Source organism: Acetobacter lambici (assembly GCF_011516885.1).
Classification (GTDB): domain Bacteria; phylum Pseudomonadota; class Alphaproteobacteria; order Acetobacterales; family Acetobacteraceae; genus Acetobacter; species Acetobacter lambici.
In genome coordinates this window covers 62,717-75,049 of sequence record NZ_WOTD01000007.1, presented here as the reverse complement: position 1 = coordinate 75,049, position 12,333 = coordinate 62,717, and the positions used below count along the sequence as shown (strand labels likewise).

13 protein-coding genes are annotated in these 12,333 nt (G+C 52.6%); 7 read left to right on the top strand and 6 right to left on the bottom strand.

Going from position 1 to position 12,333, the window contains the following annotated elements:
• Positions 1–76 precede the first annotated feature (76 nt).
• On the bottom strand, positions 77–325 hold the full coding sequence (locus tag GOB86_RS05610) for a hypothetical protein (protein ID WP_165991384.1): 249 nt from the start codon (positions 323–325) through the stop codon (positions 77–79).
• A gap of 277 nt (positions 326–602) precedes the next feature.
• Between GOB86_RS05610 and GOB86_RS05605 the strand changes: the two genes are divergently transcribed.
• The 6 genes from GOB86_RS05605 to GOB86_RS05580 all read left to right on the top strand — a co-directional run bounded on the left by GOB86_RS05605 (position 603) and on the right by GOB86_RS05580 (position 5,694).
• The gene (locus tag GOB86_RS05605) at positions 603–1,403 is read left to right on the top strand and encodes a response regulator transcription factor (RefSeq protein WP_165991383.1); all 801 of its coding nucleotides are present in this window, start codon (positions 603–605) and stop codon (positions 1,401–1,403) included.
• Positions 1,404–1,541: 138 nt separating this feature from the next.
• Positions 1,542–1,880, top strand: coding sequence for a flagellar hook-basal body complex protein FliE (locus tag GOB86_RS05600; protein ID WP_165991382.1), 339 nt, complete (start codon positions 1,542–1,544; stop codon positions 1,878–1,880).
• Between the two features lie 9 nt (positions 1,881–1,889).
• Entirely contained in the window at positions 1,890–2,165 is a 276-nt protein-coding gene (locus tag GOB86_RS05595; protein WP_165991381.1) for a flagellar biosynthetic protein FliQ, read from the top strand.
• A 34-nt stretch (positions 2,166–2,199) separates the two neighbouring features.
• Positions 2,200–3,012, top strand: coding sequence for a flagellar biosynthetic protein FliR (locus GOB86_RS05590; RefSeq protein WP_242012517.1), 813 nt, complete (start codon positions 2,200–2,202; stop codon positions 3,010–3,012).
• 12 nt (positions 3,013–3,024) lie between these two features.
• Complete coding sequence (locus GOB86_RS05585; protein WP_165991380.1) at positions 3,025–4,143, top strand: EscU/YscU/HrcU family type III secretion system export apparatus switch protein; 1,119 nt, start codon at positions 3,025–3,027, stop codon at positions 4,141–4,143.
• A 219-nt stretch (positions 4,144–4,362) separates the two neighbouring features.
• Complete coding sequence (locus GOB86_RS05580) at positions 4,363–5,694, top strand: flagellar hook-basal body complex protein (RefSeq protein WP_165991379.1); 1,332 nt, start codon at positions 4,363–4,365, stop codon at positions 5,692–5,694.
• A gap of 68 nt (positions 5,695–5,762) precedes the next feature.
• Here the strand turns inward: GOB86_RS05580 and GOB86_RS05575 are convergent, their stop codons facing one another.
• On the bottom strand, positions 5,763–7,286 hold the full coding sequence (locus tag GOB86_RS05575) for a protoglobin domain-containing protein (protein ID WP_165991378.1): 1,524 nt from the start codon (positions 7,284–7,286) through the stop codon (positions 5,763–5,765).
• A gap of 33 nt (positions 7,287–7,319) precedes the next feature.
• Positions 7,320–7,715 carry a flagellar biosynthesis regulator FlaF gene (locus GOB86_RS05570; protein ID WP_165991377.1) on the bottom strand — a complete coding sequence of 132 codons (396 nt, stop codon included), beginning with the start codon at positions 7,713–7,715 and terminating at the stop codon, positions 7,320–7,322.
• A gap of 401 nt (positions 7,716–8,116) precedes the next feature.
• Between GOB86_RS05570 and GOB86_RS05565 the strand changes: the two genes are divergently transcribed.
• Positions 8,117–9,493 carry a hypothetical protein gene (locus tag GOB86_RS05565; RefSeq protein WP_165991376.1) on the top strand — a complete coding sequence of 459 codons (1,377 nt, stop codon included), beginning with the start codon at positions 8,117–8,119 and terminating at the stop codon, positions 9,491–9,493.
• A gap of 86 nt (positions 9,494–9,579) precedes the next feature.
• Here GOB86_RS05565 and GOB86_RS05560 read toward each other — a convergent pair whose 3' ends face one another.
• Genes GOB86_RS05560 through GOB86_RS05550 form a run of 3 tightly spaced genes read right to left on the bottom strand, consistent with a single transcriptional unit; the run spans position 9,580 to position 12,256 of the window.
• Positions 9,580–9,954 carry a hypothetical protein gene (locus tag GOB86_RS05560; RefSeq protein WP_165991375.1) on the bottom strand — a complete coding sequence of 125 codons (375 nt, stop codon included), beginning with the start codon at positions 9,952–9,954 and terminating at the stop codon, positions 9,580–9,582.
• Positions 9,955–9,963: 9 nt separating this feature from the next.
• On the bottom strand, positions 9,964–10,716 hold the full coding sequence (locus tag GOB86_RS05555) for a class I SAM-dependent methyltransferase (protein WP_165991374.1): 753 nt from the start codon (positions 10,714–10,716) through the stop codon (positions 9,964–9,966).
• Positions 10,717–10,732: 16 nt separating this feature from the next.
• The gene (locus tag GOB86_RS05550) at positions 10,733–12,256 is read right to left on the bottom strand and encodes an NTP transferase domain-containing protein (RefSeq protein ID WP_165991373.1); all 1,524 of its coding nucleotides are present in this window, start codon (positions 12,254–12,256) and stop codon (positions 10,733–10,735) included.
• Positions 12,257–12,333 lie beyond the last annotated feature (77 nt).

Here is a 12,333-nt window from a genome sequence, read left to right as displayed (position 1 = left end):
AAGCATCATGCGTGAAAAAAGACCCTGTCCCGGCCTGTCCCCCGATCGGACCGGAACAACCCGGCCCGAGGCATGGTCAGGCCAGAAGGTTGATAAAGCTGGCCGAGCCGGAATGCTTGTTGTGCGAATTGCCCGATGGCACGACCTGCCCCGATGCATCAAACTGCATGGAGGAAGAGGAGCCGTCCTGACTGGAGGAGGCGACCCTGAGCGCGCTGGAGGCTACATGCTCGGGCTGGACCGACCGATGCGCTGCCTGAGCCATGTTGGTCGTGGCCGTGCGCATGCTGGAGGCAAGCTGAGCGGCAACCGTGGTATCTGCCATGTGATGGAACCTCTTCAAGGCGTACAGGAAACACTAAAGCCGGTATGCCGCACGGCAGAGCCGCATGCAAACCAGCCGAAAAAAATCTTGCGCTCAGATTATGGGATGGTCATGCCTTAGCCAAGGTGTTTTTTGGAGTCTGGCCTTGCGTGGCCCCCAGCGCACCCCAAATACCCGACCGGCACTATGCATCTGCCTGCCGAATATGGTTGGTGCACCGCAGTTCCTTGCGATATTGACCGTGCAGACACCATGGAACCAATAGACGGAAAAAAATATGCGCCTGTTGTGTATCGGAGACAATTCAACTCATGGCGATATCCGTCCGTGCCATGGTCTGGCTGAAGCCGCGGTCGAGGGTGCGCTCTCCCTGACCATGTCCGGCCCGGAAGGGGTGGTGGAAACCCTGCGCCGCTCGCAGTACGATATTGCGGTCATCCAGCAGGCCCGGGCGGACACACGCCTGCTCCGCCACATCCGCAATTCGCGCATACCCACCCCGGTCATGATGATCGTGCGCACCTCCACCCCGCAGGAAGTAGCCGAGACCCTGTCCATTGGCGCGGATGACTGCGTGAGTGCGGCCATTGAGCCGGTGGAACTGCTTGCCCGCCTGCGTGCCATTGTGCGCCGCACCGGCGGGCATGACAGCCTGAACCTGCATGTCGGCCGCATGGTGGTCAACGTGGACCGCAGGCAGGTCCGCATAGACGACCGCCCCCTGCCCCTGACCCCGCGTGAATACGACGTGGTGGAACTGCTGACCCTGCGCAAAAATCAGGTGCTCAGCAAGGAGGCCCTGCTGGACAACCTGTATGCCGGGCAGGAGGAACCACACGGCAAGATTATTGACGTCATGATCTGCAAAATCCGCAAAAAACTGCGCGATTTTGGTATTGTCGACCCGTTTATCACCCAATGGGGCATTGGCTACAGGCTGAACGAGCAGGCGTTTATCCCCCTTGGCGCACGCACGGCCCACAGCGCAAGCACCACCCCCGCCTCGCGCGAGACCAGTCTGCCGGTCACACGGGGCATTAACGTTATTTCCCCCGCCACCAAAATGGACGTGCTGTAAAACCGCAAAGATTGGCCACGCGGGCACAAAAGCCACTGGCCTTGCACGGACCAAATGGATTAGAGTAACTCCCACGTTCCAGACCACTATCGTGGCGGCAGGGCGGCATTCCGCCCCTCCGCGCCAGACAGGGCCAAAATGACCAGCGATATCACCACACGCAGCCTCGATGCGCTCAACGCCTACGGGCAGACCCAGAAGAGCATGCAGTCCCCAACGGACGAGCAGGGTACGGGTGCCACGGGCGGGGCGGATATTGTCTCGGGCTTTACCTCCGCGCTGGACACCGCGCTCAAAGGCGCAATCCAGACCGGCAAAACAGCGGAAACCCAGACCGCCACGGGCCTGTCGGGCAAAGGCAACATGAGCGACATCGCCACCTCGGTGGAAGAAGCCAAACTGACGTTGCAGACCGTAACCACCGTGCGTGACCGCGTGGTGCAGGCCTATCAGGACGTCATGAAAATGACGATCTAAGACCCGGCCATGCATAACACGGTCGATATCCACGATATTTTGCGCCAGACGCTGTTTGTGGCGGTCAAGCTGGGGGCTCCCTCCCTGCTGGCCTCTCTGGTGGCCGGGGTTATGGTCTCGCTGTTTCAGGCCATGACACAGGTGAGCGAGGCCACGCTGTCCTTCGTGCCAAAATTCGTGGCTGCCATGGCCGCGCTGCTCCTGACCGGCTCCTACATGGCCTCTGTTCTGAACACCTACGCCCGCACCATTTTTGATCAGGTCATCATGGTCGGCGGGTCATGACCCGCCCGCAGCCCAACCGCGCAGCCACGCGGGCATGACCGACTACCTGCTGTTCCCCGGCGGGTCCATTCAGGTCCTGGCCGCCATGTTCCTGCTGGTGCTGTGCCGGGTTAGCGCGCTTGTGCTGTCCTCCCCCGGACTGGGGGAAAGTACCTCCCCCATGGTGGTCCGCGCTGGCATTGCCCTGTGCATTACCGTGGCCATTCTGCCCATTGAGCAAAACGCCCTCAAGGACGTATCGGGGCAGGCGCTGCACATGCCCGCCCGCGCCATTGCCATTATTGTCGGCGAGCTGCTTTACGGTATTTTTATCGGCTGGCTGGCGCGGCTGGTCTCCCTCGCCCTTAGCATTTCCATGCAGTTCGTGGCCATTTTTACCGGCCTTGCCAGTGTGCTCCAGCCCGACCCGGACCTTGGGGCCAGCAGTACGGCCATCAGCCACATGGCGTCTTTTCTGGTCCCGGTTATTTTTCTGTCCACGGGCCTGTACGCCCTGCCTCTGGCGGCGGTGACCGGCTCCTACGCCGTGTTCCCCCCCGGCCACATGCCCCTGACAGGGGATATGGCAAGCAGTGTAACGCAGGTTACGGCCCAGACCTTTACGCTGGCCTTCCAGCTTTCGGCCCCTTTTGTGTTGATCGGCACGCTCTGGCCCGCCATGCTGGGGGTGCTCAACCGGCTTATGCCCTCCATTCAGGTCTATTCCATGGCCATGCCCGCGCAGTTGCTGGGGGGTGTGCTGCTGCTGGCCATTCTGATCCAGGTCATGGCCGGCGTGTGGCAGGAGCGCGCAGGCGACCTGCTGCTCGGCCTGCCCGGCATTGGTGCCGGCACCGCGCACCACTAGGAGCCCGGACGCATGGCGGATGACAGTTCAGGCGAAAAGAGCCAAGCCCCAACCGGCAAACGACTCGAAGACGCGCGTGAGGAAGGCAATATTGCCCAGTCGCGTGAGGTGCAGCTTCTGGTTATCCTAAGCGGCTTCCTGATCGTTTTTACCACGACCACGGGCCTGTCTGCCTACAAGTTTACACAGCACATGCAAGGGCTTATGGCCCATTTTGACAGCATTCCCTTTGACCGCGCCTCCCTCTACCGTGCCTCCGTGCAGGCTATGTTGGAGGGGGCGTGGCTCGCGGCCCCCCTTGTGGGCACGGGTGTGCTGGTCACTCTGACCTTTGGCGTGCTCCAGAGCGGGTTCCTGTTCCGCCCCAACGCTATTATGCCCGACATCATGCGTCTTCCCCCCGCCAAGGGGATGAAGCGCCTGTTCAGCAAGAACAATCTGGTCGAAACCGCCAAAAGTCTGGTCAAACTTGTGGTTTTTGGCTTCGTCCTGCTGGGCGTGGCCAAGGAGACCCTGCGCGTGGCCCCCGTGTCCGAACGGTGGAGCGTGATCCACCTTACGCACGAGCTTATCTCATGGTTTGTGTATGCAACACTGGTGGTGCTGGTGGTGCAGGCCGTGATTGCGGTGCTGGACGATGTGTGGACCCGCTGGAACCGGCTGCAAAAACTGCGCATGAGTTTTCAGGACATTAAAGACGAAACCAAGCAGATGGACGGGGACCCCAAGGTCAAGGCCCGCCAGCGGCAGATTCGCATGCGCCGCCGCCGCCGCATGGTGCAGGCGGTCAAGGAGGCCACGGTGGTTGTTACCAACCCGACCCACTACGCCGTGGCCCTGCAATACGAAAACGGGGTAAACACCGCCCCCAAAATTATTGCCAAAGGCACGGATGAACTGGCTGCACGCATGCGTGAGGCGGCGGAGGAAGCCCGCGTACCCATTGTGCCCAACCCGCCCCTTGCCCGCGCGCTGTACACCTTGCCGATCGATTCTGAAATTCCGGCCGAATACTTCCAGCCCGTAGCCGCCATTATTGCTTATGTGATGAAGCTCAAAACCCCCGGCGCGCGGGCCGTGCCCCCTCCCCCGCAACAACCCCAGTCACGCCCCATAATCCGCAGGCGTTAAGGGCCGGAAACTGGCGGTTTACAGTTCTTTCATGCAGGAAAAACTTGCGTTCCACGCCCTACATGCTACTCAGTTGGGTAACTCAGGCGCAGGTCGCGTAGCAGGGCATTTTCAAGCCTGCGGGGCCTGTTTGCCATAACCCGTGGCTGATGCGCGTGCCCAACCCGGCACAGACAGCCAGCGTAAGATAACTGCGCATCCAAAAGGCAGGGACGATACATGTCTATTTTTAACTCCCTTACCACGGCTGTCAGCGGGATTAACGCTCAGGCCACCGCGTTTACCAACCTCAGCAACAACATCGCCAACAGCCAGACGGTCGGCTACAAGGCCGACACCACCGCGTTTCAGGACTTTGTGGCTGGCGCTGGCTCCACCTCCGGGTCGTTTGCGCAGGGTGTGGCCAACTCGGTCGCCGCTGTTACCGTGCAGCACGTTGACTCGCAGGGCACCGCCGCCTCCAGCACGGACGGGCTGGCCATGTCCATCTCAGGTGACGGGCTGTTCAACGTTTCCAAAAAAACCGGGGCGGTAACGTCCTCCGGCGCGGACTTCTCCTCCGAGCAGTACTACACCCGTAACGGTGAGTTCTATGAGGACAAGGACGGGTATCTGGAAAACACCAGCGGCTATTACCTTGATGGCTACATGGTCAATTCCGATACCGGCCAGTTGGACACGTCGAGCGTAACGCAGATCAACGTTGCCAACGTGACCTTCCGACCGACACAGACCACAACACTGACAACAAGCGGAACCCTGTCATCTGCCGCCGCTGTTAACGACACCGTAACCACCGATGCGACCACCACCTACGATGGCACCTACAGCGTAACCAACCCGGAAAACAATCAGGCTCAGATCAGCCTGACATGGACAAATACCGGCACCAACACATGGACGGTCTCCGCCAGTGCCAGCGCCAACTCTGACGGAACCACGGCAAGCGTTACAAGCAAAACCTATACCGTTACATTCGACAGCGATGGCGCTCTGCAATCTGTGAAAGACGGTACCTCCAATGTCGCCTCCACGCTCAGCGGTGCGGCTGTCTCCCTGCCAATTTCCGTCACATATCCTGATGGGCAGACACAGAGCATCAACCTTGCTCTGGGCACAATTGGTGGCTCAACAGGCATGACCGTTGGCGCAACTGCCGTAACCCCGACCACAACAAGCGACAGCGTGACCTCTGGCACATACCAAGGTGCCAGCATCGAAAGCGATGGCTCCATTATGGCCACGTTCGACAACGGGGATACACAGCTGATCGGCAAGGTCGCACTCAGCAACTTCGCCAACGTCAACGGCCTGCTCTCTCAGGATGGTCAGGCTTACACGGCAACCGCGGCCTCCGGTTCTGCCAAGACCGGTGTTGTGGGTGATAACGGAACCGGCTCGCTGACGGTTGGCTACGTGGAATCTTCCACCACCGATCTGACAAGCGACCTGTCCGCCCTGATCGTGGCGCAGGAAGCCTACACCGCCAACACCAAGATTGTGACCACGGCAGACCAGCTGCTCCAGGCCACCATCGCCATGAAGCAGTAAGCCGCTTTTTAAACCAGCGTGCTTTTGCACCGGCCTGCCGCAAAGCAGGCCGGTTTTTTTGTGCCCGCCTATTCAGCGGCTATGGGGTAGTCATCCTCATAATCCTGTCCGTAATCGGAGAGGACAAAGTTGCTCACCAGATCGACCATTCTGGCCGAACGCTGGCTGAGGTCCTGACAGTCGGCCGAGGCATGTTCACTCATGGCGGATGTTTTTTCCGTCAGGTCTCGCAAGGCGGCGGCCTCGCGGTGGGTGCCTTTAACGCTTTGCTGCTGACCACCCATTTCCTTGTTGATCTTGCAGATGGCGTTGTTCACCACAGTAATGCCTGCCCCTATATCGGACAGGTCGGCCACCATCTGGTTGACCGCATCCGCGCCACTGCGAATAACCGCCTCGTTCTTTTGCGCGCTGGCCGCAATCTGGCGTGCCGCGTGGGATGTTTTGACCGACAGGTCGCGAATAGCCATGGCCACAACCGAAAAACCGCGCCCCATACTGCCCGCCCGCGTGGCCTCCACATTGGCGTTAAGGGCCAGAAAGTTGGTCTGGGCCGCAATGTTCTGAATGGAGCCAACCAGATCGGATATGGTTTTCCATGCGCTCTGAATATCAGCCATGGTGGCGCGCACGTCGTGCATGTTGGTGTTGCCACGTGCGGCTGCCTCCACGCATTTGCGCACCGCATGTTCGGCGGCCACCGTCTGCCCCGAAACATCGTCCAACGAGGCCTCAAGCGTGGCCGTGGCATTGGTCAGGCGATGGATGGAACCGACCTGCGCCTCGTTCTGGCTGAGAATACGGGCATTGCTCTGGCTGATGGAGGATGCCGAGTCCTCCACCTGTGTCGATACCTCGCGGATGTCGGACACCACGGTGTTCAGCCCGGTTTTGAGCTTGGCAAAGGCTGCTGCCAGAACAGGGGAACGCTCGGCGACATCCCGCGCAAGGGTGGCACTCAGGTCGCCCTCGGCCACGCGCTCCAGTGCCTGTGCAATCTGCTCCAGCGCGGAGCGTTCAGAGGCGGCTTTCTGCCGTTCCTCCTCCAGCCGCGCCAGATAGGTGGAGATCACCAGATCCATGTCCAGAAAAGCAGCTTTGAGAATGGCCCCGATCTGGTGGCCCAGCTTTTCGCCCACCTCGGCTTCGGCCGCCGCACGACCGAGGGAAAAACGCCGCCCGCCGCGCACGCCACGGCTGATCAGGCGGCGGCAGATAGCATCAAGCAGGACGGCGTAGCCATCAATGTACCACCGTGGCTCCAGCCCTATGCGGGCATGGGCATGGCCAATCCGGGTAACATCGGCCACATAGTCCGGCCCAAACTTGCCGGACAAAATGGTCTCCCAATGCATCTGCTGGAGCGACCGGGCTTTGGTTGTCGTGGCCTCGGTCGGAAAGAACCGGGCCAGTTCGGGCACATCATGCACACGTTGATAAAATTCGGACAGACTCTCGTCCAAAATGTCGGCCATGTCGGGGCGCATACTGGCAAGCGTATCCCGCTCGCGCCGCTCTATCCCCATAAAAGACAATCTGTCAGCTATTGAGGCAGGCTGCCACTGGCCTGCCCGCGCGTCCGAATTTTCCATAGTCGAGCCACCTTTTATTGGCTCCCCAACCGTTCAGAGCATGGCGTCGGTATCAAAATCCTGTCCGGCACCTGCTGATGTTTCCAAGCCTTCCAGAACGGTTTCTGCAATTCCAATCAAGGGAGCGAGGGACAGATTGTTATCGAGAATGGCACGAATGCCATAACGCTGCGCCTGAGAGGCAAGCCTTACAAACAGTTCCCTGTCTTCATAATTTGTCGCCCCTGCATCCAGCGAATTCGCCTTCATGATCATGGACCACAAACGCTGGTTCTTGGTCAGGGCCTTGAGCCGAACGGAGTGCTCGGAACTGGCAGATGCCGTTTCCAGTTCTTCGATCAGCAGTCTGAAGCAGGTTGCGTCGGCCTGTCGGTCCGTCAGGGAATACCCTGCCACATTCTGGTAGGCGCGCATTGCGGGATGGATCATGATTGCACCATTTTTTATCAGCCATTCCCCGCCCGACGGGCAAAAAACAGCAACGTGTGTGTCATTCATTCTACACCCGGCGTCTGAGCGTGACCAGAGCTACCTAACGGAACCCACGCCAGCAGTGTTGGCAGGAATTTATAAAAATTCTCTATATTTTTGCTGATTATGGGAGCGCAAAATTATATTCCCAACATCCCCGCACCATGTGATCGAACACCACACAATCGGTCATATAAAAATGCCCCTTATGACCTTACTCACCGTATGGTCAATAAACTAGATTTCTAGACACTTTTTGTAAAACGTGGCATGGACACATGTAGAAAAATCCATTAACTTTCTATATGCGCCCAAGACATAGTAGAAAAATCATACAAAATTCAAATTAGGAAACTGACATGCCAGCATTTATTGTAAATGGAAAATTAAAATCAACAAATAAGTTTAGAATAGATGAAAAAAGCAACATTTATATTTATGGCACTGGAAGTATGGCCAAAAGCATACAAGAATCCCTTCTTCATGAAAATATAGAAATATCTGGGTTCATCGATTCATATAAAAACGGAAAGTTAGGTAATATTGATATTATACAAATAGACGAATACATGAAATTCCACATTCCTTCTGATATCATTATAATGGGTTCAAGCTTTGAACGTGAAATAATACAAAATCTTGAGAATAAAAATTATCTTATAAACATTTATAAATTTAACGGGTCTCTGCCACCAGTTGTTTTGTGGAATAAACAAAAATTATATAACCCTGAAACTCAGAGAAAATTTTCTGATTTCTATGCAATAGGATGGAATTTTATAAATAATGGAGAAATGTACGTCTCGGAAAATGATGAAGATTTATATATTTCAAACCTCGTCCGTTACTGTCAGCAGTTAAATCCGGGAGCGTGGATATTTGTTACACACCATGCTGTCGGAGATAATGTTTTTTTACTCACCCTTCTTCGTGCATTCCGCGAGACCTACCGCCCCATATCTGACAAGATCATTATTCTATGCACTCAAAACCAGCAGTCTCTTCTTGAACTTTGGAAAGATGATATTGATACAGTTATAGCCGTTAATCGCTCTCACCTTAACCATATGTCTAATACCTTTAACCATGGCTTGTTTATGCCTGGGGTTCCAATGGTTGGTAGATATTTTAATAACAATATGATCAGTCTATCATACGGACTGACCATGCTGGCCAACCACAAAATCTTTATGCGTCTTCCAAACGCAAGCAAATACTCAGCCCCGACAATACAGTCGCAATGGAGAGAAGAAGCAGAGGCAATACTAGCCGAACATGACTGCCTACCGAACAAAACCGTTTTTTTGTTCCCCGAATCTTTTACCGTTCCATCGCCTCCACGGTCATTTTGGCAGGACATGGCACAAGCCATGCAAGAAAAAGGTTTCAAAATCATATGGAACAGTACTTCAGAATGGAAAAATCTGTGCCCTGGCAGCATTAGCCTGCGGCTACCCTTTACCCAGCTTCTCCCCGCCATTGAAATCGCAGGACACGCCATATTTGCACGTTCTGGTGGGGCAGAACTCTGCTGTGGCACATGGTGCAATGCCAGAAGGTCTCTTGTTGAATACAAATTCCCCCTTTGGGAAAACTCAATAGCCATAATGCAAAACGATGCCGTTCCCAGTATGGAAACATTGGGCTATCCAACAGACGCCGAGCGACATTTAATTGATGATAACTACCAAGACGATATACAAAAGATTGTCTCGTACCATACGGACGGGGCATAAACTCCAAACCGTGGGCAGTCCGTTATTTATTATTGATCATAATATGCACTTGTCTTCATCGCGATAAAAGTAGATCCAACCTTATTTTATAAGGTTGGATCTATAACAACCGAAAGAGTGCGTACCCCTTCATCTCTGGCAATGTTAAAAGCATACGCTGTTTTCAGGCCAGAGGGTTTGGCATCGTTAACAACAATACGCTCCCCCGCTGGCAGTCCAAAAAGTGCATGAGTATACCGCAGTTTGGCATGGTCAAAAAATGCCAGTGTGGAGGGCATATACTCCACGGCCCGCGCACTAAGCAAAATAATGACATCTTCCAGTGGAATAGAGGCCCAGAACTCCCTTACTCCGGGCAGCAGACTATCCCCCCCCATCTTGTAACCGTTGTGTTGCAGAACAGTGCCGTCCACATCAATCAACCATGTGTGTGGTAGAGGGCTTAAAGCAATATCTATCATCTACACCACCTAGAATATCTCCGGGTTCAAATGGACCTGAAAGGCTGCAATTTTCCAAGATTCACAAATTGGTTCTGCATACAGGTCAAAAAGATGTTTGATTTGAAAAACATCTCTCCAAAAATAATCATCTATCAGAAAAATACCATTTTTTATCAACAAATTAATGTACGAACCTACATCTACCAATGGAAACAAAAGCTCATGTCGCCCATCAATATAGATAAGATCAAAACGGTCATCACACCGAATCAAATCTAAAAATGCCGCATTGCTTGTTTTTTCAACAAGCGAAAATTGGACGTTATTTTCTCGCAAAAATGTTAACGTTTGTTCTTTGGTCTTTTTATTGATGGTTCGGGCAACACCCTCAACGTATCCGTCCTCATAATATGGATCGACGCCACGTATCTTACACGCAAGACCTAACTGCTCACACAGAAGATGAACAGCCAGAGAACTCAGTCCCTTGTTAACACCAACTTCCAGGTAATGAATTATTTTAATACCAGATTTTTGAAGCGCCTCAAGCGCCACAGCAAAAACCATAAGGTTTTCTTTTAAATAAGCGTTTGAATAAAAATTGAAATCTTCATCAGCATAAAACTTGCTCGCCAGTACACTGATCTTGAGCGATGTTTTCGTCGCTATTTCTTCAAGATGAGCAAAATTTTTATAGCCATTAAAATAAGCTTTCCTTTTTTTTTGCTCTCTCTCTTCATCAATTTTCAAAAAGAACTCGTGATCTAATTTTTTATCCATGTTTGTTCTCTATTTTTCAAAGGGCTGAAAGCCCATCTTCCAACCAATACAATCCCATATAAAACGATCCCATTACCGAATCGATATCGTCTTTTGCATATCCTGAGAATGACAGCCAAATCAGCCCATGAAGAATTTTAATTCTTGCCAGATCCTTACCAAAATACTCTGCAAAAATTTCTTGCGCAGTTTCATAAAAACTAGATTCTTCCATAAGAACTTCAACTGTCTCATGGTCAATATGTAGCTTAAACTTCCGACGGTTAAAGAAATCATACCCACCGACGGCTGAATAATAAACCTTGGCAAAATCGTACCAAGCATCTCCCATAATGCCTGGCTTATCAAAGTAACCACGCGGGTCAATAAACCACACGCGCAACTTATCATCTATCAATGTATTAGAAAATGTAGCATCTCCATGAATAGGAACAAATTCTTCAACTGCGAGTTCATGCAATATACTTTGCAATATTCCCATATATTTAATAGAAAAAACATTCCTGCATTTCCTACCATTAATTGTCATGGTGTCATTTTCAAATCCGATAATAATATCCGAAACACTCTCAACACGCTGCACTGTTTTATTAAGATAAACTTCTTTTACCGCACCAGCATTTGCTGGAGCACGGTCAAGTTCATGCAGAGCAATAAGGGAATCCAGATAGTCCGCCATAACTGCCCGACGCTCACGTTTTGTAAAATCTTTTATGTCGTAAGCATGCTGTCCACTAATGCGCTCAAGGACTAAAGGATTTTTTGAAAAAATCTTTGGAATGCGCCGAAAACCCAACGCTTGTGCCGCAGAATACCAAGCGATTTCTTTTTCATGCAAAGAGTTGTACTGTGGGTCAACAACAGTTTTTATGACCTGCGTCTCTTTAATTTCCACCTTATTGAAAAAACGACAAAATCCTGCTCTATCATTGCTTTCTTCAATACTGGAAAACTCTCCCAGTTCTTCCATATCCGGACAATTCAGAAGAACACTAAGCTTTACGTTTGCGGCAAACCATTTCATAAACTCGCCCTGAACTGGCGGTTTTGGAAAAGCCGAAGCATGCGAGAAATAAAACATGCCGGGAATGCCGTCTTTGCTACCGACCTGTTCATGAAAAGTCCCATCAGGGGCAACAGTCCATCGGCATGTAAAACTATCTGTTGTGCACACCACTGGCAGATCTGTTTGTGGCCATGGCGGTAAGTTTCCAATAATCAGGTCACTCCATGTTAGCACCAAAGGCGCTTGTGCTGGAATATAGTCCAGTGCCTGACTCACACCCGAAAGGGTGCCTTTTCCACTTGCCTGCACCAGTTTATAGGGCACGTCAGGTGGATTGATCTGGAGATACTTCTTCAACTGCTCATGAAGATAATCCCCGATAATAACAAAATGTGCATCCGGAAATCTATCGAACAAATGATAGAGAATTGGTTTTCCATTTACGGAAACCAAACATTTTGGCTTGTTCCATGTGTGATGACGAAGACGACTACCACGACCACCTGCCTGCACAATAACATGAAGTGGCTGCATACTCTTGGAAACCTTTCCTGACCTTATCTCTCATATTACACCGCCTCCACCAAAATGCCATGTTAAATTGCCACTAG

Coding starts and splice junctions, on each gene's coding strand:
- GOB86_RS05600 (WP_165991382.1), top strand. CDS start 1,542: ATGACCAGCGATATCACCACACGCAGCCTCGATGCGCTCAACGCCTAC.
- GOB86_RS05565 (WP_165991376.1), top strand. CDS start 8,117: ATGCCAGCATTTATTGTAAATGGAAAATTAAAATCAACAAATAAGTTT.
- GOB86_RS05590 (WP_242012517.1), top strand. CDS start 2,200: ATGACCGACTACCTGCTGTTCCCCGGCGGGTCCATTCAGGTCCTGGCC.
- GOB86_RS05550 (WP_165991373.1), bottom strand. CDS start 12,256: ATGCAGCCACTTCATGTTATTGTGCAGGCAGGTGGTCGTGGTAGTCGT.
- GOB86_RS05610 (WP_165991384.1), bottom strand. CDS start 325: ATGGCAGATACCACGGTTGCCGCTCAGCTTGCCTCCAGCATGCGCACG.
- GOB86_RS05595 (WP_165991381.1), top strand. CDS start 1,890: ATGCATAACACGGTCGATATCCACGATATTTTGCGCCAGACGCTGTTT.
- GOB86_RS05605 (WP_165991383.1), top strand. CDS start 603: ATGCGCCTGTTGTGTATCGGAGACAATTCAACTCATGGCGATATCCGT.
- GOB86_RS05585 (WP_165991380.1), top strand. CDS start 3,025: ATGGCGGATGACAGTTCAGGCGAAAAGAGCCAAGCCCCAACCGGCAAA.
- GOB86_RS05575 (WP_165991378.1), bottom strand. CDS start 7,286: ATGGAAAATTCGGACGCGCGGGCAGGCCAGTGGCAGCCTGCCTCAATA.
- GOB86_RS05570 (WP_165991377.1), bottom strand. CDS start 7,715: ATGATCCATCCCGCAATGCGCGCCTACCAGAATGTGGCAGGGTATTCC.
- GOB86_RS05560 (WP_165991375.1), bottom strand. CDS start 9,954: ATGATAGATATTGCTTTAAGCCCTCTACCACACACATGGTTGATTGAT.
- GOB86_RS05555 (WP_165991374.1), bottom strand. CDS start 10,716: ATGGATAAAAAATTAGATCACGAGTTCTTTTTGAAAATTGATGAAGAG.
- GOB86_RS05580 (WP_165991379.1), top strand. CDS start 4,363: ATGTCTATTTTTAACTCCCTTACCACGGCTGTCAGCGGGATTAACGCT.